This window comes from Methylobacter psychrophilus, from assembly GCF_025583945.1.
GTDB classification, from domain to species: Bacteria; Pseudomonadota; Gammaproteobacteria; order Methylococcales; family Methylomonadaceae; genus Methylobacter_C; species Methylobacter_C psychrophilus.
In genome coordinates, this window is record NZ_JAOEGU010000017.1 from 1 (window position 1) to 25,383 (window position 25,383).

General features: G+C 44.8%; 14 protein-coding genes and 1 pseudogene. 12 read left to right on the forward strand and 3 right to left on the reverse strand.

The window, feature by feature from the left end; translation table 11 throughout:
* The 8 genes and pseudogenes from N7974_RS20895 to N7974_RS10050 all read left to right on the forward strand — a co-directional run.
* Positions 1 to 108 (forward strand): annotated as a pseudogene (locus tag N7974_RS20895) (IS5 family transposase); the annotation flags it as partial.
* Positions 96 to 1,175 carry a SpoIIE family protein phosphatase gene (locus N7974_RS10020; protein ID WP_262965478.1) on the forward strand — a complete coding sequence of 360 codons (1,080 nt, stop codon included), beginning with the start codon at positions 96 to 98 and terminating at the stop codon, positions 1,173 to 1,175. The pseudogene N7974_RS20895 and the gene N7974_RS10020, both read left to right, overlap by 13 nt.
* Complete coding sequence (locus N7974_RS10025; RefSeq protein ID WP_262965479.1) at positions 1,163 to 3,886, forward strand: response regulator; 2,724 nt, start codon at positions 1,163 to 1,165, stop codon at positions 3,884 to 3,886. Before N7974_RS10020 ends, N7974_RS10025 begins: the two co-directional genes overlap by 13 nt.
* Positions 3,887 to 4,240: 354 nt before the next feature.
* Complete coding sequence (locus N7974_RS10030; protein ID WP_262965480.1) at positions 4,241 to 6,760, forward strand: response regulator; 2,520 nt, start codon at positions 4,241 to 4,243, stop codon at positions 6,758 to 6,760.
* A 70-nt stretch (positions 6,761 to 6,830) separates the two neighbouring features.
* The gene (locus N7974_RS10035; RefSeq protein WP_262965481.1) at positions 6,831 to 10,892 is read left to right on the forward strand and encodes a PAS domain-containing hybrid sensor histidine kinase/response regulator; all 4,062 of its coding nucleotides are present in this window, start codon (positions 6,831 to 6,833) and stop codon (positions 10,890 to 10,892) included.
* A complete protein-coding gene (locus tag N7974_RS10040; RefSeq protein WP_262965482.1) occupies positions 10,879 to 13,305 on the forward strand; it encodes a PAS domain-containing hybrid sensor histidine kinase/response regulator in 2,427 nt (808 codons plus the stop codon). Before N7974_RS10035 ends, N7974_RS10040 begins: the two co-directional genes overlap by 14 nt.
* Positions 13,302 to 14,207, forward strand: a complete 906-nt coding sequence (locus tag N7974_RS10045) for a diguanylate cyclase domain-containing protein (RefSeq protein WP_262965483.1) — start codon at positions 13,302 to 13,304, stop codon at positions 14,205 to 14,207. Before N7974_RS10040 ends, N7974_RS10045 begins: the two co-directional genes overlap by 4 nt.
* Positions 14,208 to 14,375: 168 nt before the next feature.
* Positions 14,376 to 19,046, forward strand: a complete 4,671-nt coding sequence (locus tag N7974_RS10050; protein ID WP_262965484.1) for a PAS domain S-box protein — start codon at positions 14,376 to 14,378, stop codon at positions 19,044 to 19,046.
* A 765-nt stretch (positions 19,047 to 19,811) separates the two neighbouring features.
* Here the strand turns inward: N7974_RS10050 and N7974_RS10055 are convergent.
* Genes N7974_RS10055 through nagZ form a run of 3 tightly spaced genes read right to left on the reverse strand, consistent with a single transcriptional unit; the run spans position 19,812 to position 22,115 of the window.
* Positions 19,812 to 20,552 (reverse strand): S-methyl-5'-thioinosine phosphorylase, encoded by a 741-nt coding sequence (locus N7974_RS10055; protein WP_262965485.1) that lies wholly within the window; start codon positions 20,550 to 20,552, stop codon positions 19,812 to 19,814.
* A complete protein-coding gene (locus N7974_RS10060; protein WP_262965486.1) occupies positions 20,552 to 21,109 on the reverse strand; it encodes a hypoxanthine-guanine phosphoribosyltransferase in 558 nt (185 codons plus the stop codon). The genes N7974_RS10055 and N7974_RS10060 overlap by 1 nt, the downstream gene beginning before the upstream one ends.
* Positions 21,102 to 22,115, reverse strand: a complete 1,014-nt coding sequence (gene nagZ, locus N7974_RS10065; protein ID WP_262965487.1) for a beta-N-acetylhexosaminidase — start codon at positions 22,113 to 22,115, stop codon at positions 21,102 to 21,104. The genes N7974_RS10060 and nagZ overlap by 8 nt, the downstream gene beginning before the upstream one ends.
* A 394-nt stretch (positions 22,116 to 22,509) precedes the next feature.
* On the opposite strand from nagZ, the gene N7974_RS10070 reads away from it, so the two are divergent.
* The 4 genes from N7974_RS10070 (at position 22,510) to N7974_RS10085 (ending at position 25,361) form a co-directional block, all read left to right on the forward strand.
* Positions 22,510 to 22,641 (forward strand): DUF3096 domain-containing protein, encoded by a 132-nt coding sequence (locus N7974_RS10070; protein ID WP_262965535.1) that lies wholly within the window; start codon positions 22,510 to 22,512, stop codon positions 22,639 to 22,641.
* A gap of 251 nt (positions 22,642 to 22,892) precedes the next feature.
* Positions 22,893 to 23,936 (forward strand): tetratricopeptide repeat protein, encoded by a 1,044-nt coding sequence (locus tag N7974_RS10075; protein ID WP_262965488.1) that lies wholly within the window; start codon positions 22,893 to 22,895, stop codon positions 23,934 to 23,936.
* Positions 23,937 to 24,065: 129 nt separating this feature from the next.
* The gene (locus N7974_RS10080) at positions 24,066 to 24,686 is read left to right on the forward strand and encodes an L-threonylcarbamoyladenylate synthase (protein ID WP_262965489.1); all 621 of its coding nucleotides are present in this window, start codon (positions 24,066 to 24,068) and stop codon (positions 24,684 to 24,686) included.
* Between the two features lie 15 nt (positions 24,687 to 24,701).
* Complete coding sequence (locus N7974_RS10085; RefSeq protein ID WP_262965490.1) at positions 24,702 to 25,361, forward strand: site-2 protease family protein; 660 nt, start codon at positions 24,702 to 24,704, stop codon at positions 25,359 to 25,361.
* Positions 25,362 to 25,383: the final 22 nt, after the last annotated feature.

Genomic DNA, 25,383 nt, shown 5'->3' on the forward strand with positions numbered 1-25,383 from the left:
TTCGGTAAGCTCAAGCACTATCGCAGAATTGCTACACGATATGAGAAAAAAGCTATTAATTACATGGGGATGCTGTCATTTTCCTCGGTGCTTTTATGGCTGAGGTGAAACGTCAACAGAACCTAGACCTAAGAATTGCCATTACCCAAACACTAAACTGGCAACCCTTGCTTGGAGCCAGTGCCGTCGACAAATCCTTTATTGCCACTATCGTTTCCGAATTGGCGAGTAATATTATCAAATATGCAAAATCAGGTTATATAGATTTACGTTCTTACGAATGGCCTGGCAATGTTGAAATTGACGTGGTTGCAATGGATAACGGTCCGGGCATCGTTAATGTAAAGCAAGCCATGCAGGAGCATTTTAGTTCAGGTGGCACCCTCGGCTTGGGTTTATCGGGTGTCAAGCGCATTGCCGATGATTTTGAAATATATTCCACTGCCGGTTATGGCACCTGTGTATTTGCAAGAAAAAACATAAAAATTGATGCTGATCAGCAAGTTTTATCACTCACAACGGCCAGCTATTGTTCAATTTCAGAAAGACTTGCCACATTTAGAAATGCCAGTTTGGTCGAACCTCCAGTCACTATCAACTTTGAAATTGGTAAGTGTATACGCGCCTATCCGGGACAAATCGTCTCTGGTGATCAAGTACTGGCTTTACCTTTAGAGGATGGTTATTTTCTGGCCATCATTGATGCTACCGGCCACGGCCCGGATGCACATAAAATGGCGTTGGTGCTTGTTGCCGCCTTAAAAAAAATTGCCTCACGCAACTTGGTCGACATAATGAGCAAACTTTATGAGCTCGCAAAAGGCACAATAGGTGCTGCAATTGGTTTAGCCTTTTTTGATGCCAATAAACAGACGGTCTATTGTGCGAGTATAGGCAATACCAGCCTTGTGGTATTTAACGATAAAAAATGGCGTGGTGTTTCTCGTGATGGCATACTCGGACAACGCTCGCCCAGCTTTATGGAACAATCCACACACTTCAATCCAGGCGACATGGCTATTATGTTTACTGATGGTTTATCAGAATCATTGGCAAATAACGAAGCCATCAAGCTACGCTTTCAAGATGCGAATACTATCGCCTATCGACTGGTGGATATACTCGGCAAGACTTACGATGACGCCTCGTGCATAGTTCTAAAATGGAACAAATAAGTCATCTGGGTCACCTGGGTCAAATTAATTTGGCTACCGACAGATCAATCTTTGATACGCGTAATAAAGTTCGTGAAATTGCGACCTTACTCAAGCTGGGCTTAATCACCACCACGCGTTTGGCCTCAGAGATTTCAGAACTTTGTCGCTGGATTCGACAAGCCGGAGTCAAGCCCTTGCTGGAAGTGTGGATAGCCCCGGAAGAAATCAGCGGTATTCGCTTGCAATACGGTGTGTCAGCCATAGGATCAACGCCTTCTCTTGAGCAATTAAATACTGTCACTATGGGGCGGGTTTCTTCAGATATTGTCATTGAAAACGGTAGATTTACCGTGTTGGTAACTTATCAATTCAATAGCGCGAACTATAGCACAGCATACTTTAATCAGCTTGTCGCCATCATCAGTCGTCAGTCTCATGAAGATTTATTTTTAGATCTACAAGCTAAAAACAAAGAGCTCGCTAAAGCGACAGTGATTGCCGAGCAAGCTGCGCAAGTCAAAGCTGATTTTTTAGCCAACATGAGCCATGAAATCCGTACGCCCATGAATGCGATTATTGGCATGTCCAGCCTTGCCCTGAAAACCGATCTCAATACTAAACAACGTGGCTATATAGCGCGTGTTAGCCGGGCAGCAGAAAACTTGTTAGGTATCATCAATGATATTCTTGATTTCTCCAAGATAGAAGCTGACAGAATGACCGTGGAACAGACCAATTTCCAGCTTGATCAGGTACTGGATAACTTGGTCAACTTAATAGGTATCAATGCCGAAGAAAAGGGTCTTGAGTTATTATTCAGTCAGACCAAAAACCTGCCGGCCCATCTTATTGGTGATCCGCTAAGACTTGAACAGATTTTGGTTAATCTTGGCAATAATGCTATCAAATTTACCGATCAAGGTGAAATTGTTATCGGGGTAGAGCCTGTTACACAAAATGCTGATGGCATTACGCTGCACTTCTGGGTAAAAGATTCGGGTATAGGCATGACCTTTGAACAATGCAACAAGTTGTTTCAATCATTTAGCCAGGCAGACTCATCGACCACACGCAAATATGGCGGCACCGGCTTGGGACTTGTCATCACCAAGAAACTGGTTGAACTCATGACCGGCCATATTTGGGTAGAAAGCGTACCTGAACAGGGATCAATATTTCATTTTCATGCGCAGTTTGGCATTAACAACACGATTCAATCCAGTGAAATGCAGTTATGGGCTTCAACGGAACTTCAAGGGGTTCGTGCCCTCGTTGTTGATGATAATCAGATGGCACTTGAAATTATGTCTTCAATGGTGCAAGGGCTGGGACTGAACGTGGATGTTGCAGAAAATGGTCAGCAAGCACTTGACATGTTGATGACCGCAGACCAACTGACCGCTCCCTATCAATTACTGTATATAGATTGGAGAATGCCGGTTATGAACGGGATTGAAACCATTAAACGCATAGCTGACTTAAACTTGTCCAAACAGCCTGCAATCATTATGGTGACCGCGCTTAGCAGGGATGATGCTCGGGACTCTGCCAAGGAGCACGGTATTGATTTACAAGCGGTGTTAATGAAACCCGTCATTACCGCCAATTTACTTAGGAAGACAGTGAAGGTATTAGGCTATACAGGAGTGGATGACATGCTCTTTGATCACAACAGCGATCACTCTGAGCAAATAATTGCCAAGCTTGGCGGAGCTTATATTCTGTTGGTCGAAGATAATGAAATGAACCAGGAGCTTGCCATACAAGTTTTGGGGAGAGCCGGCATTCGTATAAAATTGGCCGAAAACGGCCAGGAAGCACTTGATATTCTGTATACCGGCGAGCAATTTGATGGGGTTTTGATGGATTGTCAAATGCCGATAATGGATGGTTTTAGCGCAACACGAGAAATTCGTAAAAATCCTGCTTGGGCAGAGCTTCCCATCATTGCCATGACCGCCAATGCTATGGCAGGTGATAAGGAAAAAGTAATCGCCGCCGGTATGTTTGACCATATTGGCAAACCGCTGCATTTTCAAACAATGTTCGAAACGATGGCTAAATGGATTACACCGTCCAAGCCTTTTGTTTATTTAGCCAAAGCAGAAACTGACGTTGCCGAAACAAACCTGGCGATACTTGCCTTACCGGACAAATTACCGGGCATCAATATGAAAGTGGGTCTTGCAACCACGATGAACAACATAAAGCTCTATCAACGTCAACTTGAGATGTTTCGCGATGGACAAGGCAATTTTGCCGAGCTGTTTGGTTTGGCGGCTATTGATGCCGACCCAGCGGCCCAAGCTCGTGCCGCTCATACGTTAAAAGGTACGGCAGGAAACATTGGCGCTCATGCTGTTTATGTGGCGGCAGGTAAACTTGAGCTCGCTTGTTATAAATGTAGCAGCCCGGATATTATTTCAAAATATTTAACACTAACGTTAATAGAGCTTGATATTGTCATTAGCGGCTTGGCATCGCTACCAACAGCCCAGCCATTAGTAAAGGCTACTGAACCCATGTCCGCTGAAACATTTAAGATATTAATTCAACGCTTGAAAAATTTCCTTGAAGATGACGATACCAGTGCTGGCGATGTCTTGGAAGAATTGTTACAAACTTCACAAGAAGCGGCTGTTGACTCATTATTAAAGAAGCTTCAGTTTGCTGTAGGAAATTATGATTTTGAAAGTGCTTTAGAGCTGATGAAAGAGTTGCCAGCCTGATATAAATCGACGTATCTGTGTCGGGTTACGGCTATCGCCTAACCCGACCTACAGAGATTATTAGTATTTTTTGTAATAAAAAAGTGGCATCCTTCATGCCTCGGTTTACACTTTTTGCAATTACCATTGCGTAAGTATCTGTGTCTGGTTACGGCTATCGCCTAACCCGACCTACAAAGATTATTAGTATTTTTTGTGATAAAAAAGTGGCATCCTTCATGCCTCGGTTTACACTTTTTGCAATTACTATTGCGTAGGTCGGGTTAGCAATAGCGCTTGTGCCCCAAGGGGTATAACCCGACATTTTGCTAACCACATTAAATTTTAACTGATTATAAAAATGCCTGAAATCAAATGAAATTAAGTTTAAAACCGGTCATTCTGATTATTGACGACTCTCCTGACATTATTAATTTAATATCAGGGTTACTCAAGAAGCATTACAAGGTGAAAACAGCCACTAATGGCGCGAAAGGCCTTAATATTGCCGGGAGTGATGACTCCATAGACCTCATCTTACTTGACGTTCTGATGCCCGGGCCGTCCGGCTTCGAGGTTTGTGAACAACTAAAAGCCGACGTTAAGACAGCCGATATTCCGGTCATATTTTTAACTGCCCTGTCCGATATTGAAGATGAGCAGCTTGGTTTTGAGCTGGGCGCTGTCGATTATATTACCAAGCCGATCAGCCCGGCTATATTGTTGGCACGAGTAAAGAACCACCTGAAGATCAAGGCTGCCAGTGATTTTTTAAAAGATAAAAATTATCAGGCCAATATCCGTCTGGACTTGATACTCAACGCCACTGGCGAAGGTATCTACGGAATCGGCATCAACGGCGACTGTGTTTTCATTAATACCGTCGCGTTAAACATCCTGGGATATGACTCGGAACAGGAGATTTTGGGTAAAAATAACCACCAGTTATTTCATTTTGCTCATCCTGATGGTTCACCCTATATCCTTCAACAATGTCCTATCTATAAAGCCCTGCAAGGCGAAGCAAGTTCGTTGATGGATACAGAGGTGTTTTGGCGTAAAGATGGCACCAGCTTATCTGTACAATACCAGTCACATCCTATCAAAAACAATGAGAAAATTATTGGCTGCGTAGTCAGTTTTATGGATATCACCGAGCGCAAACAAAACGAGGCGCTTCTGCTTGCTACTCTACAGCGCGCTGAAACGCTGGCCAAGTCGAAAGCGCAGTTTCTTGCCAACATGTCGCACGAAATTCGCACGCCAATGAATGGCATTATCGGTTTTTCCGAGCTGGCGTTACTTAAAGACATGCCTGCTGATATACGAGATTATCTACAAAAAATTAACAGTACCTCGCTTAACTTGCTAAATATCCTTAACGATATTTTGGATTTATCCAAACTGGAAGCCGGAAATATCCATATTAACTTGGCACACTTTGCTATTGACGGCTTGATAGATGTTCTCGATAGTCTGTTTATAGAGACTAGCAGGCAAAAAGGCCTGAATCTTACCCTAAACATTGCACCCGATGTGCCATGTTACTTGCTTGGCGATAGACTCAGGCTGGAACAAGTCTTGATTAACTTGGTGGGCAATGCGATTAAATTTACAGCAAGCGGCTCGGTTACCCTTAACATTACCTTGCAACAACGCCAGCAATCACAAGCCCGGTTATTATTTTCTGTCACGGACACCGGTATTGGTATCTCTGCTACTGATCAAGACAAGCTGTTTCAACCTTTCAGTCAGATAGATGAATCCATCACCCGGCGTTTTGGGGGTACCGGTCTTGGCTTGGCACTTAGCCATGATCTGGTACAACTCATGGGCGGTGAGTTATCGTTAATCAGTGAGTTTGACCAGGGTAGCTGTTTTAGCTTTGAGTTGATACTGGCCATATCATCGTTGTCCAGTCAGGACGGGATTCCGGATGCTTTGGAATCTTTGGACTCGGTGTTGCAAAAACTTGGCCAACAACTAACAGGCTTCCGAATTTTGGTAGTCGAAGACAATGTGTTTAATCAGCAAATTATACAAGAATTTCTTGGTTTATCGGGCATCAGCGTTAATATTGCCAATGATGGTCAAGAGGCTCTACTGGCACTGAAGAATGCTGAATTTGATGCCGTGTTGATGGATATTCATATGCCGGTCATGGATGGCTTTGAAGCAACTCGTCAAATACGCTGTTTCCCGCATCTCCAGACACTGCCAATTATTGCTCTGACGGCTGGCGTAACCGAGGAGGAGCGAGGGCAATATCTGGCTGCCGGCATGGACGATTTTATCAGTAAACCCATTAATCCGGTCCAACTCCTGTCAATACTCGCGCACTGGCTAAAGCTTGCTGATATTTCGGTAACGGCGCTTGGGAAGGCCCCTTTACAAGAAGCCGTTGAGAAAGACCAGTTAACCGCCGTTAACCCCGACATGATCTTGACTGAGTTATCGTTACCTATAAAAGCCGTCAGTATTACTGATAACTTAACGCCCCTCCCTATGGATCGGGATATGTGTGTACTTAAAGAACTGGTGGGTGACGATCCTGCTACTCTTGCCAAATTTCTGGGTTTTTTCCATGTTAGTGCACTGAAAATCAGTGCCGATATAATAATCGCACTCACTACCGGCCAAGCCATTGCGGCAAGCAACGCCGCTCATACCTTAAGTACTTCGGCACACAGCGTTGGAGCGCTCAGATTGGCTGATCTTTGTCTGCAAATTGAAGCAGCCGGTAATGCCGGTGACGGTGATATCAATGCCATACTCAATGACTTGTTACCTGACTTTGAAGAAGAATGGGGCAGGGTGGAACAATATCTGCTTGCCTGGCCGGATGAACCAACCTATACAGTAGCATTAGACAAACAAGAACCCTTAATCTTTTGACAAATAATACCGGTACTAATCCAGGTTAATAGCTCAAAAGTTGCACTGAAATTAAAAATAATCTACTGACATGTACGAACAATTTATTTTAAATCTTACCGGCGCAAATGGCTGGATGCCGCATGGTTTTTGTATCCAGTGGACACCCAGTATTCTCTGGTCTTATGTTGTTGCCGATGCACTGATTGCACTGTCCTATTATGCCATACCACTGGTGCTCGCTTACGTTGCCTGGCGTAGAAAAGATCTGCAGTTTCGCCGGGTTTACCTGATGTTCTGTGGCTTTATTCTGGCCTGTGGCACCTCACATTTATTATCGATTGTACTGCTGTGGCAACCATTGTACTGGCTTGATGCCGTTCTCAAAGTCATCACCGCCGGGCTCTCCGTTGCTACGGCAATTTATCTGATAAGGCTTGTTCCCTTGGCCTTACAGCAGAAGACCTCGGCAGAGCTGGAAAACAAGCTGCTCCATAGCTTCGTAAAACAAAGCGCCACTGAACTAAAAATGCTTAATATACAGTTTTATGAGACTTTTGATAACGCCCCCATCGGCATTATCAACTTGTCACCCAAAGGAATTTTTCTGGAAGTCAATCAACGCATCAGTGATTTTATGGGTTGCTGCAAAGAAGAGCTGGTCGCCCTGACTTTTGAAGCAATAATGCCTCCGGCTGACCACGCTATCGTTGCCCAGAAAATGACCTGGTGCCTGGCCGGTAAAATTTCAGAATTCACCCTGGAAAGTTGCTACCTACGTCAGGATGGCAAACAGTTCTGGGGGAATACCTTGGTAAAGCTGATTCGTCATCAAGACAGCTCTTCGAATTATTTTATGGCAATGATTGAGGATATTAACCAGCGCAAAGCCGCCGAAGCGATTTTGCAGGAACGGGACAAACTGTATTTTATTCTTAACAACACGCCGGCTTTGATTGGCTATTGGGACAAACAATTAAAAAACCTGTTTAGTAACCCTGCTTATACACACTGGTTTGATAAAACACCGGAACAAATTAAAGGCTGGCATATTCGCCAAGTGCTCGGCGAGACGTTATATGCGGAAAACTTACCCTTCATCAATGCGGTGATACATGGTGAACCGCAAAAGTTTGATCGTCATATTTTATGTCCACAAACCGGCCTGGAAATACACACTCAAATCAGCTACTTACCGCATATTGTTAATCACGAAGTACTGGGCTTTTATGTGTTGGGTATTGATATAACCGATCAGGAACGCTTAACTGATGCCAATTATTATAATTTAACGCTGCTTAAAAATCTGACTAGAGGCGTTATTCTGACTGATATAAACAAACAAATCACTTATATTAATCCCGCTTTTGAGAAAATAACCGGCTATTCGAGTGAAGATATGCTGGGTAAATCCTGCGCTATTTTGCAGGGTGAAAAAACCGATCCACAACAAATTTTACGGATACGGGAGGCACTTTCCAGCTTACAACCTTATCAAGGTGAACTTCTCAACTACCGTAAAGATGGTAGCCTGTTTTGGACTGAATTAACCATTAACCCGGTTTATGACCGGCACGGTAAATTGATTCATTTTATTGGCTTTCAACACGATATTTCACAGCGCAAATATCTTGAAGCCCAACTCAAGGACAACCAAAAACTGTTGGCCAATCTGTTTGCCCATGTTCCGGGTATGGTTTACCAGTTTAAAATTACTCCTGATGGGAACCTTAACTTTCCCTTCGCCAGTGACGGTATCAAGGATATTTACGAAACCACCCCTGAACAGGTACGCGAAAGCGCAACCGCCTTTATTTTTAATATTATGCACCCGGATGACCTCAACCGGATGAACAGCTCTATTGAGGAATCTACTCGCACCCTGCAACCCTGGCAACTGGAATACCGGGTCAATCTGCCTGGTAAAGGCTTGCGCTGGCTGTCCGGTCATTCCCAACCCGAACGGCTAAAGGATGGCAGTACCCTCTGGCATGGTTTTATTGCCGACATCACCGAGCGCAAACTGCTTGATAATGAACGCGACCGACTTCTGCAACTCATTGAAGAATCACAGGATTTTATTTCAATAGCCGATATGCAGGGACAGCTTACTTTTATTAATCGTGCCGGTTTTAAGATGGTTGGTTTGCCGGAACAATCAACTATCTCCGGTCTTAAGATCAATGATTTGCACACCGAACAGGCGGCAAGAAGGGTATTGGAAGAGGCTGTTCCGGTCGCCTGCATGCGAGGTTTTTGGGAAGGTGAAAATACGTTGTTGCACAGCGATGGTCACGAGATACCGGTTTCTCAATTATTACTAAGCCATCATCAAGGTGCAACCGGCTCGCCCACGTTCCTTTCTACCATCATGCGTGACATGACCAAGAGTAAGCAAGTTGAGCGGGAATTGCGCGAAGCCAAAGATAATGCAGAACACCTGGCACAAGCAAAATCCGACTTTCTGGCCAATATGTCGCATGAGATTCGCACGCCGATGACCGCCATTATCGGCTTCTCGCAACTGGCATTAACCAAAGCAAATTCACCTGAAATAACCGCTTACCTGGATAAAATCAACTCTGCCTCTACCAATCTGCTGGGCATTCTGAATGATATTTTGGACTTATCCAAGTTGGGGGCAGGTAGTGTTGCTATTTATCCGGTTCTTTTTGATATTGATAGCCTGCGCGATAATCTCTACAACCTGTTTATCAGCACAGCTGAAAAGAAAGGCCTCGGCTTTACTGTAACGGTAGGAACAGATATTCCTCGTAGCTTGCTTGGCGATAAACTCAGGCTGGAACAAGTCTTGATTAATCTGCTGAGCAATGCGATTAAATTTACAGCAAGCGGCTCGGTTACCCTTAACATTACCTTGCAACAACTTCAACAATCGCAAGCCCGGTTATTATTTTCTGTCACGGATACCGGTATTGGTATCTCTGCCACAGATCAAAACAAGCTGTTTCAACCCTTTAGTCAGGTAGATGAATCCATCACCCGGCGTTTTGGGGGTACCGGTCTTGGCTTGGCACTTAGCCATGATCTGGTACAACTTATGGGCGGTGAGTTATCGTTAATCAGTGAGTTTGACCAGGGTAGTTGTTTTAGCTTTGAGTTGATACTGGCCATATCATCGTTGTCCAGTCGGGACGGGGTTCCGGATGCTTTGGAATCTTTGGACTCGGTGCTGCAAAAACTTGGCCAACAACTAACAGGCTGCCGAATTTTGGTAGTCGAAGACAATGTGTTTAATCAGCAAATTATACAAGAATTTCTTGGTTTATCGGGCATCAGCGTTAATATTGCCAATGATGGTCAAGAGGCTCTACTGGCACTGAAGAATGCTGAATTTGATGCCGTATTGATGGATATCCACATGCCTGTCATGGATGGCTTTGAAGCAACCCGCCAAATACGGGCTCTCCCAGGATTCTCGACACTGCCAATTATTGCCCTGACGGCTGGCGTAACCGAGGAGGAGCGAGGGCAATATCTGGCTGCCGGCATGGACGATTTCATCAGTAAACCCATTAATCCGGTCCAACTCCTGTCAATACTCGCCCACTGGCTAAAGCTTGCTGATATTCCGGCAATAGCGCTTGGCAAGGCCCCTTTACAAGAAGCCGTTGAGAAAGACCAGTTGACCGCCGTTAACCCCGACATGACCTTGATTGAACCATCGTTACCTATAAAAGCCGTCAGTCTTACTGATAACTTACGGCCCCTACCTATGGATCGGGATATGTGTGTACTTAGAGAGCTGGTGGGTGACGATCCTGCTACTCTTGCCAAATTTCTGGGTTTTTTCCATGTTAGTGCGCTGAAAATCAGTGCCGACATAATAACCGCACTCACTACGGGCCAAGCTATTGCGGCAAGCAACGCCGCTCATACCTTAAGTACTTCGGCACAAAGCGTTGGAGCGCTCAGATTGGGTGATCTTTGTCTGCAAATTGAAAAAGCCGGTAAGGACGGTCACGGTGATATCAATACTATACTCAGTGACTTGTTACCTGACTTTGAAGAAGAATGGGGCAGGGTCGAACAATATCTGCTTGCCTGGCCGGATGAACCAAATTACGACATACCCTATTTTTCTCACAACCATCGTCCTATGTTAACGACTGATAATAATGACCATCAATAATAAGCCACTGGAACCAGCCAGTAAACTGGATTTGCTAGCCATAAGGCTAACCCGGGAACTCCCTACTGAGTTACGTGCTGAAATACAGGCTATATTCCAGGAATTGGAGACCTATAAGATCGAACTGGAAATACAGAACGAAGATTTGCGGCAAGCCCAAATCGCTCTGCAAGAATCCAGAGACCGTTATATAAATCTCTATGAATTTTGTCCTGAGGGTTATTTAACGCTGTCCGCTGAAGGTCGAATTGAAGAAATAAACCTGACTGCAACGGCGCTTTTTGGCATCGAACGTAACCAACTGCGGAACCGGCATTTTGCTGATTTGGTTGCCTCTCATGACCGAGACCGCTGGCATCGTCTGCTGATAAGTATGCTTCAATACGAAGCCCTCGAAAGTATTGAATTACAACTTCAATGCAACGAAAATGCCGTATTTGATGCGCATCTTAAAGTACTCAGTCTGTCTGCAGATGGCAATATCCAGACCATCCGTATTAACTTCAGCGATATTAGCAAGCTTAAAGAATTGGCATTACATCAGCAAAAAGAGGCCTTAAATAAAGCCGGTGCCTTGCAAAACGCAATTTTTAATAGCGCCAATTTCTCAAGTATTGCCACCGATGCCAAAGGTGTTATCCAAATCTTTAATGTCGGCGCGGAACACATGCTCGGTTATAGCGCTACCGAAGTAATTAATAAAATTACGCCGGCTGATATTTCCGATCCACAGGAAATTATTGCCCGTGCGGCTGCTTTAAGTCTTGAACTGGGCACACCTATTAAACCGGGCTTTGATGGCCTGGTGTTTAAAGCGGCACGAGGCATTGAGGATATCTATGAGCTGACTTATATTCGTAAAGATGGTAGTCGCTTTCCTGCGATGGTGTCTGTCACGGCGCTACGTGATCCCGAAGACAGCATTATTGGTTACCTGCTGATCGGTACCAACAATACAGAACGTAAACAGCTTCAAGAGACTATTCTGCTTAATAAAGAAAATGAAGCCAGGCTTTTGTCAGATAAAGAGCAAGCCGAATATTTATTAACCATAAAATCCCAATTTATCGCGACCATGTCGCATGAAATTCGCACGCCAATGAGTGCGATTATGGGACTTTCCCAATTGGCGCTCAATCAGGCGCTGCCCACTGAAACGCAGAATTATCTGAAAAATATTACCGTAGCCTCCAGGAGCCTTATGAATATTCTTAATGATATTCTGGATTTTTCAAAATTGGATGCCGGGCGTCTCGTCATTGAGTCAGTACCTTTCCCTCTTAATGATCTGCTGGATATACTCTACAGTCTATTTATTGACGCTGCCAAACAGAAACAACTGACCTTTAACATAGAGGTTGCATCCAATATCCCCTGCACCTTGATTGGCGACCGACTCAGGTTGCAACAAATATTAAGTAATCTGCTGGGTAACGCGATCAAATTTACCGCGCAGGGCGAAGTCACTCTAAAAATCACGCTGATGCAAATTGATCTCTCACAAGTCCGCCTGTTATTTTGCGTGTCGGATACCGGTATCGGTATCTCTGCCGAGGATCAGGACAAGCTGTTCCAGCCTTTCAATCAGGTGGACGGCTCCATTACCCGTCGTTTTGGCGGCACCGGTCTTGGGCTGGCTATCAGTAATAATCTGTTGCAGTTGATGGACAGCGAATTTTCACTAACCAGCACGCTAGGGCTAGGTAGCTCCTTCAGCTTTGAATTGGCTTTGGGCGTATCGACTACGTCCATTCAATACCGCGTTACCGAACCTTCTGCAATAGTAAGTCCGACCTTGAATTATTATCAACAACTGGTTGGTGCCAGAATTCTGATGGCTGAAGATAACCTGCTCATTCAACAGGTTGTACGAGAATCGCTAATTCCCTCAGGTATCATCGTCACTATTGCCAACAATGGTCAGGAAGCGCTGGATTTATTGGCACAGAGTAAATTTGATGGCATTTTGATGGACATTCACATGCCGGTTATGGATGGCCTTGAAACAACGCAACGGTTACGTAGTCTGCCGGGTTTGGCAACACTACCGGTGATTGCGTTGACCGCTGGCGTAACTGAAGAGGAACAGGCGCAATGCCTGGCCGCAGGTATGAATGATTTTATCAGTAAACCCATTGATTTAACTCAGCTTCTGCTGGCACTGGCGCAATGGCTCAGGTCTGAGGGTGATATGAATACGCTGAGGCAGTGCGCCATTGAGCTTGACGAACTTATGCAAGAACAAGAATTTATTCCCGAAGCCTTGCTAAACACCATGAAGACACATTTGTCCCCTACGCAGCTTGATCTGTTTAGCCGTCTACACCAGATGATCCGAGACCTTCGTTATAAAGAGGCACGCACCTTGCTTCATCAACTGATTTCACTATCCAATCCTCAGGAAACGTTATGAGAGATATTCAACAACGCCCCATTATACTCATTGTTGATGATATACCCGACAACATCAAGATTCTTGCGGAAGCGCTTCGTTCTGATTACCGGATTAAGGTGGCCAATAATGGCAGCGATGCTCTGGATCTGGCTGTACGTGTGCAGCCGGACTTGATTTTGCTGGATATCATGATGCCCGATATGGATGGCTTTGAAATCTGCCGACGCCTGAAAGAAAATGCCCGAACCCGTAAAATCGCCGTCATCTTCGTCACCGCCATGAGCCGTGAAACCGATGTAGATAAGGGACTTAATCTGGGAGCGGTTGACTATATCATTAAGCCTTTCGTAATTCCGGTCGTCAAAGCCCGTATTCGCAACCACCTTCTCATCAAGCAACAAGCCGATTTACTCGACTCGCGGGCGTTGCTTGATGCGCTGACGCTTATTCCCAATCGCCGCTGTTTTGATGAAACTTTCGCAGTAGCATGGCAGCAAGCGAGCCGGAATAAAACATCACTTTCGTTGGCGATAATTGAGGTGGATTATTTTAAGCACTATAACGACCATTATGGCCACGGTATCGGAGATAGCTGTTTAAAAAAACTGGCGGCTATGTTGGCCAACAGTCAAAAACACCCCGGCGATCTTATTGCACGCCTTGACGGTAATGCCTTTGCGGTTATCCTCCCTGACACCGATTCGGCCGCTGCCCGGCAAATTGCCGAAGGCTTGCGAGAGTGTATCCAGAACATGGGCCTGGCCCATGCCAAAGCAAAAGCCGGGGCAGTGGTTACTATTAGTGTCGGGGTAGCCACGCAAATGGCTATGCCAACTTATTTGTCCTGGGATGAGCTCTATGAGGCGGCAAACAGCGCGTTGTCCACGGCAACAGCCAATGGCGGCAATCAAGTCATGTAGGTCGGGTTAGCGACAGCGCTTGTGCCCCAGAAGGTATAATCCGACATTTTGCGCGAATGTGTCGGGTTACGGCTAGCGCCTAACCCGACCTACAAAGTTATGACAACGTAGATACTTTAAGGCTTCCATGAAGGAAGTCTATTTTATTAATTAAAGAACACCAGAACCATGCTTAAAGATAACCCGGGCCCTACATTGCCTATAACCCATCCACCCCGCCAATCTTATCAAGGGTTGTTGCACATTATCGGCTTGGCTGTCGCTTACGTGATAGCCGGTAAACTCAGTTATTTTTCGGTAATTCCACCCGGCTATGCGGCAGCTATTTGGCCGCCAGCCGGTGTTGCCCTGGCGGCTATGTTGGTTTATGGCTACCGTGTCTGGCCTGGTGTCATGCTGGGTGCGTTAATTGTTAACGGCTTGATCCCGGAAATGACCGGCTCGATTGCAGGAAATTTGCTGTCCGCACTGATAACCTTAGGTATTAGTACCGGTGCAACGCTGCAAGCGCTATCAGGCGCTTATTTGGTTAAACGCTTTGCCGGTTATCCCAACGGACTGATTCGGGCAAAGGATATTTTTCGCTTCTGGCTGGCTGGTGGCCTCCTGAGTGCCCTGATTAATTCGACGCTATCAGTGGCCCTGTTGGTCGCTGTCGGCACCACACCGGCAGCCAATTTTCCGGCAAACTGGGCAACTTGGTGGCTGGGCGATGCCTTAGGCATTATGCTCTTTACCCCACTAACGTTAGTCTGGCTATGCCAAACTGATTCAGCGTGGTGTAACCGGAAATGGCTGATTACCCTGCCAATAGTCGTTATGTTTATGCTAACCCTGAGTGCCGCTTATTATGAAAATCAAAATAGCCGGCAGCGATTAATGCTGACGTTGGACCAAGAGGCGCAAGCATTTAAAGTAGCGCTGGAAAACGAACTTTCTATTAATATCAATGCGCTACGTGCGCTTGGTAGTTTCTATAAAGCCTCAAACGCGGTTACCCGGGCAGAATTTAAAACCTTTACCACCGATGCCTTGAAGCAGTTACCTGGTATTAATGCGCTGGGCTGGAATGCCGCTATTTCCGGCACCCAACGGGATACCTACGAGGCAACCATCAAAAGCGAAGGTTACCCAAACTTTGAGATTACCCAACAAGATGCCAACCAACAGCTCTTAACAGCGGAAAATCGCCCGGAATATGTTCCCGTCACCTTCATTGAACCCTATCAAGGCAACGAAAAAGTCTTGGGGTTTGATATCTACTCTAATGCCATACGGCGAGAGGCTGTTGAGCGAGCAAGGGCTAGCGGGGAGATTACCCTGACCGCCCGGATTATGTTGGTTCAGGAACAAAGTCGGGGCTATGGCGTACTCGCCATTATGCCCGTGTATGCCCAAGGCCGCGCACACCAATCCTTGGAAGAACGTCGTCAGCATGTGACCGGTTATCTCGTTGCCGTCTTTAAAATCGAGGCTATTATCGCGGCGACACTTAAAGCTTCACCGGCTGCCGGACTGTCCTATCGACTGGTTGACCAGAGTGCACCGGCCGCAGAGCAGTTACTGTTTGTAAACGACCAGACACAACCCTCAGCCAGAGTAGTTAAGACAAAAAGTTTTTTCAATAATCCAAAAGATCTGCTCAGTGCGACCAAGATTGCCATTGGTGGTCGAATCTGGCGACTTGAAATCACCTTCACACCTGATTATATCGCCCAACACGGATCGGATAGCGCCTGGTTACTATTACTGTCGGGCCTGCTGTTGACCTGTCTGGTCAGTGCCTTCGCGTTGATGGCTTCTGGCCAAGGACGTTTGCTTCAGTTACAGGTAATACAACGTACCGCTGCGTTACAAGCCAGCAAGCGGCGCTTTGATTCCACGTTCAATGATGCACCGTTCGCTATTGCCCATCTATCGCCACAGGGCGGTTGTTTGGAAATCAATCAATATTTTTGCGAGTTTATGGGGTATAGCCATGCCGAGGCGCTCACCATACCCTGCCTGCAATTGATGCATCCCGATCATCACCAGCTCAATAATGAGAAAATTGCGCAATGCCTGAGTGGTGAAATATCAGGTTTTACGCTGGATAATCAATATCAACACAAGCTCGGGCATCTGCTCTGGGGCAAGCTAACGGTAAAATTAATCCGTACTGAAGCAGGCAGGCCGGATTACCTTATTAAAATAATTGAAGATATCACGGCGCGTAAAGCCGTTGAACAAGCGCTGGATAAAGCCGATATTTTAAAAAATGCAATTGTTAACAGTAGCACTTTTGCAAGTATCGCCACCGATGCCAAAGGCGTTATTCAGATTTTTAACTTGGGTGCAGAAAATATGCTCGGTTATCAGGCCGATGAAGTACTAAACCAGCTTACGCCGGCTGATTTTTCCGATCACCAGGAATTGCTTACCCGTGCAATGACTTTAAGCGAAGAACAGTCAGCTTTTATTACCCCCGGCTTTGAAGCTTTGGGATATAAAGCCTCACGGGGTATTGAAGATATTTACGAGTTAACGTATATCCGTAAAAATGGCAGCCGCTTTCCGGCAATGGTCTCAATTACCGCGTTACGTAGTAGTAGTATCATCATTGGTTACCTGTTGATTGCCATCGATAATACCGTCAAAAAACAGGCCGAAGAAACCATTAGAAGGCTGTCACTGGCAGTAGAGCAAAGCCCCAATTCGGTAACCATCACTGACCTTAACGGCACGATTGAATATGTCAACGCGGCCTTTGTCAAAACCTCCGGTTATCATGCCGATGAACTTATCGGCAAGCATCAAAAAATAATCGCATCCGGCAAAACGCCAGAGGCTGTCTATAACGATATGCGGGGTACTTTAAACCGGGGTGACGCCTGGCAAGGCGAATTTATCAACAAAAGCAAGGCTGGTGTTGAATACATAGAGTTAACCTGGATTTCGCCGATACGTCAGCCTGATGGCACCGTTACCCATTATTTGGGACTGAAAGAAGATATCACCGAGCGCAAGCACAACGAAGCGATTATCGTGCTGGCTAAAGAACGGGCTGAGGCCTTGGCAAAATCAAAATCGCAATTTCTTGCCAATATGTCGCACGAGATTCGCACGCCCATGAACGCAATCATTGGTCTGTCGCAACTGGCACTAAATAAAAACTTCTCGCCTGAAGCAGTGGATTATCTGGATAAAATCAACCGTGCATCGACCAGCCTGTTGATAATACTGAACGATATTCTGGACTTGTCCAGACTGGAAGTCGGGCGTGTCGCCATTGAGTACAAACACTTTCACCTTGATGGACTACTCGATACGCTTCACAATCTGTTTGATGCAGCCGCTAAGGAAAAAAATCTGGCTTTCACTATTGTGCTGGCAGGTGATGTTCCATTGGGCTTAATCGGCGATGCCTCCAGACTGCAACAAGTATTAATTAATTTGCTCGGTAACGCCATCAAGTTTACCGCTCACGGCAGCGTAACTCTGACCATCATGCTGCAACAAATTGACCAGTCACAAGCGCGGTTATTATTTTCTGTAGCGGATACCGGTATCGGTCTGTCCAGCCAGGATCAGGAAAAGCTGTTTAAACCGTTCAGTCAAGTGGATGATTCTATCACCCGTCGTTTTGGGGGCTCAGGCCTTGGCCTGGCGATCAGTAATAATCTGTTGCAGCTTATGGGTAGCCGGTTTACGCTGGACAGTACGCCGGGACGCGGCAGTTGCTTTAGCTTTGAGTTGGTCATGGCTGTTTTACCCTTAACCCGCCCCTATAAACTGGAGTCGCCCACGGGAAGATTGGCGTCGACATTAAGCGATTTTAGTCAATTACTGACCGGTAGCCGCATCCTGGTCGCAGAAGACAATCACTTAAATCAGCAAGTAGTCAGTGAATTTTTGGAATTATCGGGTATCAGCGTCAAGATTGCCAATAATGGTCAGGAGGCGCTGACATTACTGCTTGAGCAGGGCGAATTTGATGCCGTATTAATGGATATGCACATGCCGGTCATGGATGGTTTTGAAGCCACCCGGCAAATACGCAACCAGCTACGTTTTGTAACACTACCGGTGCTTGCACTGTCTGCCGGTGTAACCCAAGAGGAACAGGAGGAGTGCCTGGCCTCAGGAATTAACGATTTCATCAGTAAACCGATCAATCCGGTAAAACTGCTGTCAACGCTGGCACAGTGGATCAAACCCGATAACACCAAAATCGAAAGCTTGGAGGAGGAAGCTGTGGCAGTGCCGGCTATCGATACGCTACCGGATTTCGATCAGAGGAATCTGTTACTAATGCTCGGTAATAATCAAGAGCTGGCAACGCAATTACTGTTTAACTTCAAGGACAACATGCAAAACCTGCCGGCTGAACTTGCCGAACTTATCGCCTCAGGATCACTGGTTATCGCTAAAGAAAAAATACATACCCTTAAAGGTGTGGCCGGCAATTTTGGTGCAGTGAGACTGCATGCGGCCGCTGAAATACTGGAAGCGGAACTTAAATCAGAGCTACCCACAACGGCTGCTGTCAACCACTTTACTGCAGCCTTTAATCAGACGATGTCGGTCATCGCAGCGCAGTCTCCTCCTGATATCGTATTGCCGTTCAATGCCGGTAATCGTGACGAACTACTGCTGTCAATTGCCGAACTTGACGCACTGATCCAAGAGCAGGATTTCATTCCCGAAGAGTTGTTGAACACGCTAAAAACGCATCTGGCCACGGAACAGCTTGAGCTGTTTATTCGCTTACGCAAACTAATCCACGATCTTGACTATAAAAATGTACGACTACTGCTGCAACAACTGATATTGCAACCAGGCAGTAAAGATGCCTTATGACGCAAATATATTCCGCGCGGTCACAACCCGGTTTTCTGAGTGGCCATTTATCGGATAGCGGCGTTGTAAAAACAGTTAGATAGCCGGCTATGGGCCTGTTTTTACTTCTTACTCTCGAATAAAATTACTCGATCATGAATTCCTTAAACATGAACGCGCGGAGTATAGTTGTCGTTGGGATTTAGCACGAATAACTCTGCCAGGAGACTGTCCGAGAATAGAAAATTTCCCGCTCATTTTCGTTTAATAGAACAACTATTCGCCTCAAATGACCAAAAAATCTGACTAAAAATGGCTTTCCCTCGCTACGATTCCTATTCTCGGACAGTCTTTTAGCGTCTAAAGTAAGGCAACTCGTAATAAATAAGCCCCCAATTTATAGTCTCCATATGTTTAACTTAATGGCAGTGATCGTATCTGACACCTTAATAATTTGGAGTGCAAACCTGGGTTTGTACTCCGGCCTTTAGGCAACTCTCAGTAGTAGTCTCCACACGCTTCTTACACAGCGTTACAGGAATAATTAAGTCGGTGGTACTCCCAGAATCAAGCAATGATTGGCTGGTATTTATTGCGAGTTACCTAATATGTCTATCACTGGTCGTAGCCGAACGACAGCAATCGGACATATTACTGACGTAACTGTTTGCACCGTTTAAAACGATTGGTGTAAATATCTATGCCCTTGAAAGGATGGTATCTGTAAGTATTGAAATTATTTATCCGCGAATTTATAGGTGCGTAGAGCCGTTGTAGAAAATTACCTTACGCTTGGGCGATAAAAACTTTAAGTAATTTTGCCATATTGGCCATACCGACATGAAGATGCTGCTCAATTTCTGCCATAGTAATTTCACCTTCAGTTTTACCAGCTGCCCAGTTGGCAACAACAGAAATAGCAGCATAACTCATATCAAGTTCTCTGGCTAAAGCCGCTTCCGGCATACCGGTCATGCCCACTACATCGCAACCATCTCTTTCAAGACGTTTAATTTCTGCAACGGTTTCCAGGCGAGGACCTTGGGTACAACCATAAGTGCCTATTGGACTGATGGTAATATCGGCATTTGTGGCCGCTATAATTAAAGCCGAGCGCAATTTTTGACAATAAGGATAGCTAAAGTCTATATGCGTAACAGGGTAGTTTTCATCTTCAAAGAAAGTATGCCGGCGGCTATGGCTATAATCGATGATTTGATCGGGAATGGCAATGTGTGCCGGTATCATGGCTTCGGTAATGCCGCCTACTGCGGCAACGGCAATAATCTGTTCAACGCCCAGATGTTTAAGTCCCCAGATATTGGCGCGATAATTTATTTTGTGTGGCGCAATAGTGTGTGGATTACCATGTCTGGCCAAAAATATCACTTCTTTTTGGTCAATTTCACCGGTAATAAAGTCAGCTGAAGGCTCACCATAAGGAGTGGTGAGTTTGTCACGTTTGATGATGGTTAAGTCACTGAGTTGGGTTAGCCCTGTGCCGCCAATAATTGCAAGCTTGGTCATTATATTATGTCCTCTTTGATTTCTCTGCAGGCATAAATGCCGGATGCGTTACGTAAATAACCTTTGTAATCCATGCCGTAACCGAACAAGTAACGGTCGGCTACTTTAAGACCAACAAAATCAGCGGTTACCGGTTTTTCATGATCCAGCATTTTGTCCACTAACACCGCGCTGTAAACCGATGTCGCGCCCTGTTCCAGGCAATACTGATAGATTGCCGCCAAGGTTATACCTTCATCCAAAATATCATCAATAATTAATATCGTCCGGTCTTTAAGAGGCGATCCCGGTTTCAGTATCCATTCGATACTGCCACCTGCAGTCTGGTTTTGATAACGACTGGCGTTAATTGCATCTATATTGAGAGGGATGGTTAAGCGGGTAATTAATTTACCGGCAACGACTATGCCGCCATTCATCACACAGAGTAATAGTGGATTACGGCCAGCCAACAAGACATTAATTTGTTCAGCCATTTTATCCAGAGCCGCCTCTACTTCCTGTTCGTTGAACAGTAAGTCGGCATTGGTCTTAATGTAGTTTATTTCTTTAAGCATGTTTTTGAATCAGTTGGTTGATAAGATCAGCAGTTTGTTGCCATTTTTCAGTATTTTCAGATGTTGCCGGTTTCTGTTTGCCTTGCATTCGCTGAAGTCGTTGTTCCCTTACGGGGTCTTGTGTAACCGGCAATGCTTCCAGAACCTGTTCAGCCGCAAGTGGATTATTACAGACTAACAACATATCACAACCGGCAAGTTGTGCCAGTCTGGCGCGTTCAGTAAAATCTCCCGCCGATGCCGCACCCGCCATACTTAAATCATCACTAAATACCGCACCGTTAAAGTTTAATTCCTGGCGTAAGATCTGTTGTATCCAGAAAGCTGAAAAGCCGGCGGGATAAGGATCAATGTTTGGATAAACAACATGTGCAGGCATAATGCCTTCCAGGCCTTCTTTTATGAGTTGCTTAAACGGCAGGAAATCTTTTGCACGAAGACTTTCCAAGTCGCGATCGTCTGTCGGCAGGGTCAGGTGCGAGTCGAGCGCTACTGCGCCATGTCCGGGGAAATGTTTGCCGGTCGCTGCCATGCCTGCCGCATTCATGCCTTTTCTAAACAAACTTGCAAGGCGTGTTGCCTGTTCCGGGTCGGTTGAAAAGGAGCGATTGCCGATAATTTGACTAATTCCGCAATCAATATCCAGTACCGGTGCAAAACTGAAATCAACACCCACTGCCAATAATTCAGTTGCCATCAACCAACCTGCCGATTCTGCAAGTTCAGGGGTTTGAGCATAACAAGATGCAGGCGGCAACCGTGTAAAGCCGGTTTGAAACCGCTGAACCCTCCCGCCTTCCTGATCCACCGCGATTAGAATGTCGCCCTTACGTGCTGCACGAATACTGTTAATCAGTTCGGTAACTTGCTGCGGGTTTTGGTAATTACGGGAAAAAAGAATAACCGCCCCGGTATTGGGATGGTTTATTTTTTCCTGTTCATGCTTCGCCAGGGTTAAGCCTTCAACATCCAGCATAACCGGACCGATGGGATAGTGATGTGTCATTATTATAGAGTCAAAATGGTGTGATAATGCGCGTGACCAAGTATAAAGTATATTTTATTGAAGATTATTAAGCCCGATAATTATAACTGCCAATAGTGACCAAAATAAGTATATTGTCGGTAATTATTACAGGAAACGAGATTGCGGGCATTAAATCTTGTTCGTTGGTTTAAAGTTATTTTGTAAACACGATCTTTACGAAATAGAGTTTCCATGTTACATGTTTCATGTAAAAATGTGTAATACTCTAAAGACTATTCTTGGACAGCCTCTTGGTTAAAGCTTTTCATCTGAAAGTTGGTAGCCGGAATAGGTAACGACAACAAAAGCGAAACGCAAAGCGATGTAAGCTAGTTGCCTTGATTTAAATTTTTAAGGAAAAACCATCATGAATATGAATGTCGCAATTGAACCCATACTGGCTATTGTAATGGGACTATTAATTTTAGTGATGCCGCGGTTTTTAAATTACTTCGTGGCGGTGTATTTGATCGTTGTGGGTATCTTGGGGTTAGCGCACCCATAGGGTGATTGCCTGTATTGCCTTACCTTCTGTAAGCTTGCAGTCGTTGTAAATAAACAAAAAAATTGCGTCACTTGGGACTACTGATTTTTTGATAGCACCTGAGAGAAGTCATGTTAACGCCCAAAGATATGTCGATTTAGAATGGTTTTCAGGTTAATTTTTTTCTAACAAGTGTGGTGTTATGACACTAATAATATACGCTGTTTGTTTGACTAAAAAATTCGCCTGTAATTATTGATGAAGTAAGGTCCATGGCATTAAATAACTGCAAAGAATGTAAAAAGGAAGTTTCAACCAACGCTAAAACTTGCCCGTATTGTGGAATTAATAATCCTGGGGTTATTGATAGTAATCGCCGTATCGGCATAGTCGTTTTGGTGGTGATGATTTGCCTGGGAATATTTGCTTTTACAAAGCATGAAAGAGCTGACTATCACCAATCTGAAAAAGTCGAAATAAGCGAAAATAAAGTTGCGGCTGTGGCTAAAGTCAAGCAGGTAGTTAACTCCAGACAATCCTTATCAGCGCATTCTTTGTTAATGGAAACAGTCGCAGAAGAGGCATCAAAAATACCGGAACAGTCAGTACTTGAAACACTGCCAAAATTACCTGTAATCCAGGAACTGCCTAAACAGGCGACACTTGAGCAGCAGGATAACGCCGAGAATATTTACTCAGCAGATACATCGCAAACAATGGTTATGCATATGCTTGAATATGCGTTAAATGCTGATGGCTTAAGTCACGAGTCAGTACTACAAGAAACCAAGCTGCAAATAGAAAATTTAGCTAAACCGGAAAAAGGTAACAAGAAAGCGGCGAGAGTTATTAACCTTAAAGGTTTGGCGGCACTGAAAGAAGGTGATTTTAATAAGGCAGTAGAACTGTTTGAAAAAGCTAATAAATTAGATGCGTCGGATGTTGAAATTATCAATAATTTGGGTTTTTCTTATTTAAAAAAAGGTGATTTTAATGCGGCCCAACAAGTAATAATCAGTGCTTTAACATTATCTCCAGGGCGAACAACAGCATGGGAAAATTTAGGCGAAGTATTCGGAAAAAAGGGTGAGGTCAATAAGGCGTTAGCCTGTTTTTCTAATGCTTATAGATTTTCAAAAGACCGGTTAACATTGCATCAGTACATGAAAGGCCGTAACCAAAAAGAAGATGACAAGCGTTTAAAGCAAGCGCGAGAAAAAGCGATCAATTGGGCTGAAAAAATTTATTTGAATGGTTCGAAAAACATTCAGCAGCAAGAAAGTGTCAGACATGATTTGGCGGCTTCAAAAAAATAGCCTCTCAGCCCTGATGGAAGTAAAAATTTTTATCCTTATTTAAATTCTATTTTCAAGTATTTTTAAACGCGATCATTCGGGGATGTAAGGTATAATGCGCGTCTATTTAATTTCACTTTAGCATCCCTGATGGCTCAATTTTTTGAAATACATCCAGAAAATCCGCAACTGCGACTGATTCACCGTGCTGTGGAAATTATTCGCAAGGGTGGCGTTATTGTTTATCCGACCGATTCATCGTATGCGCTTGCCTGCCAATTGGATGACAAACAAGCATTGGACCGGATACGGCGTATCAGACAATTGGATGATAAACACAACTTTACGCTTGTGTGCAAAGACCTGACGCAAGTATCAACATTCACTAAAATTGGTAATGATGCCTACCGGTTAATTAAAATCTTAACGCCGGGGCCTTTTACTTTTATTCTGGATGCCACGCGTGAAGTGCCGCGCCGACTTCAACATCCCAAGAAAAAAACCATTGGTGTACGTATCCCCAATCATCCGGTTGCGCAATTGTTGCTTCAGGAACTAGGCGAAGCTTTGTTCAGTGCAACCTTGATATTGCCGGGAGAAACCGAGCCTATGACCGATCCTTACGAGATCAAAAACCAGCTTGATAATGAATTGGATTTAATCATTGATGCCGGTATTATTGACGGTGGAGAGACGACCATGATTGAGTTTTCCAATGACGGTGCAGAAATCATCCGGCAGGGCAAGGGTCTTGCTCCGATGCTGGATTGATAGAGAATATATAATATGATGGATAATTTAACATTAATTCAGCGCATAGCGGTTTGGGTATTGCCGGTGATATTTGCGATTACCGTACATGAAGTAGCACATGGTTGGGTTGCCAAAAAATACGGCGATAATACTGCTTCCAGTCTGGGGCGGTTAACCTTAAATCCGATCAAGCATATCGATTTATTTGGTACGATTATCCTTCCAGGACTGTTACTGATTACCGGTACCGGTTTTATTTTCGGTTGGGCAAAACCGGTTCCTGTTGATCCGCGAAATTTCAAAAATCCCTTGCAGGATATGGCTATAGTGGCTTTGGCCGGGCCTGTTTCAAATTTGTTGATGGCGGTCTTCTGGGCACTAATAATCCGTTTGGGGGTTACTATCGGCGCAGGCAATGAAGCGATCTCACACCCGTTGATTTATTCAGGCGTTGCCGGTATTTCCATTAATCTGGTTTTGGCCTTGATTAATTTGTTACCGATTCCACCGCTGGATGGCAGTCGTATTTTGACCGGTATTTTACCGACTTATTGGGCCAGGCAATATAATCGCCTGGAGCGGTACGGGTTTATTATTTTAATTTTGCTACTCTACACTAAAGTTTTAAACGCACTTTTAGAATATCCCCTGTTTATCGCCCAGAAATTGTTTTTTTCAATTGCTGGCTTATGATTTTCACGGATTACTCTGGAAT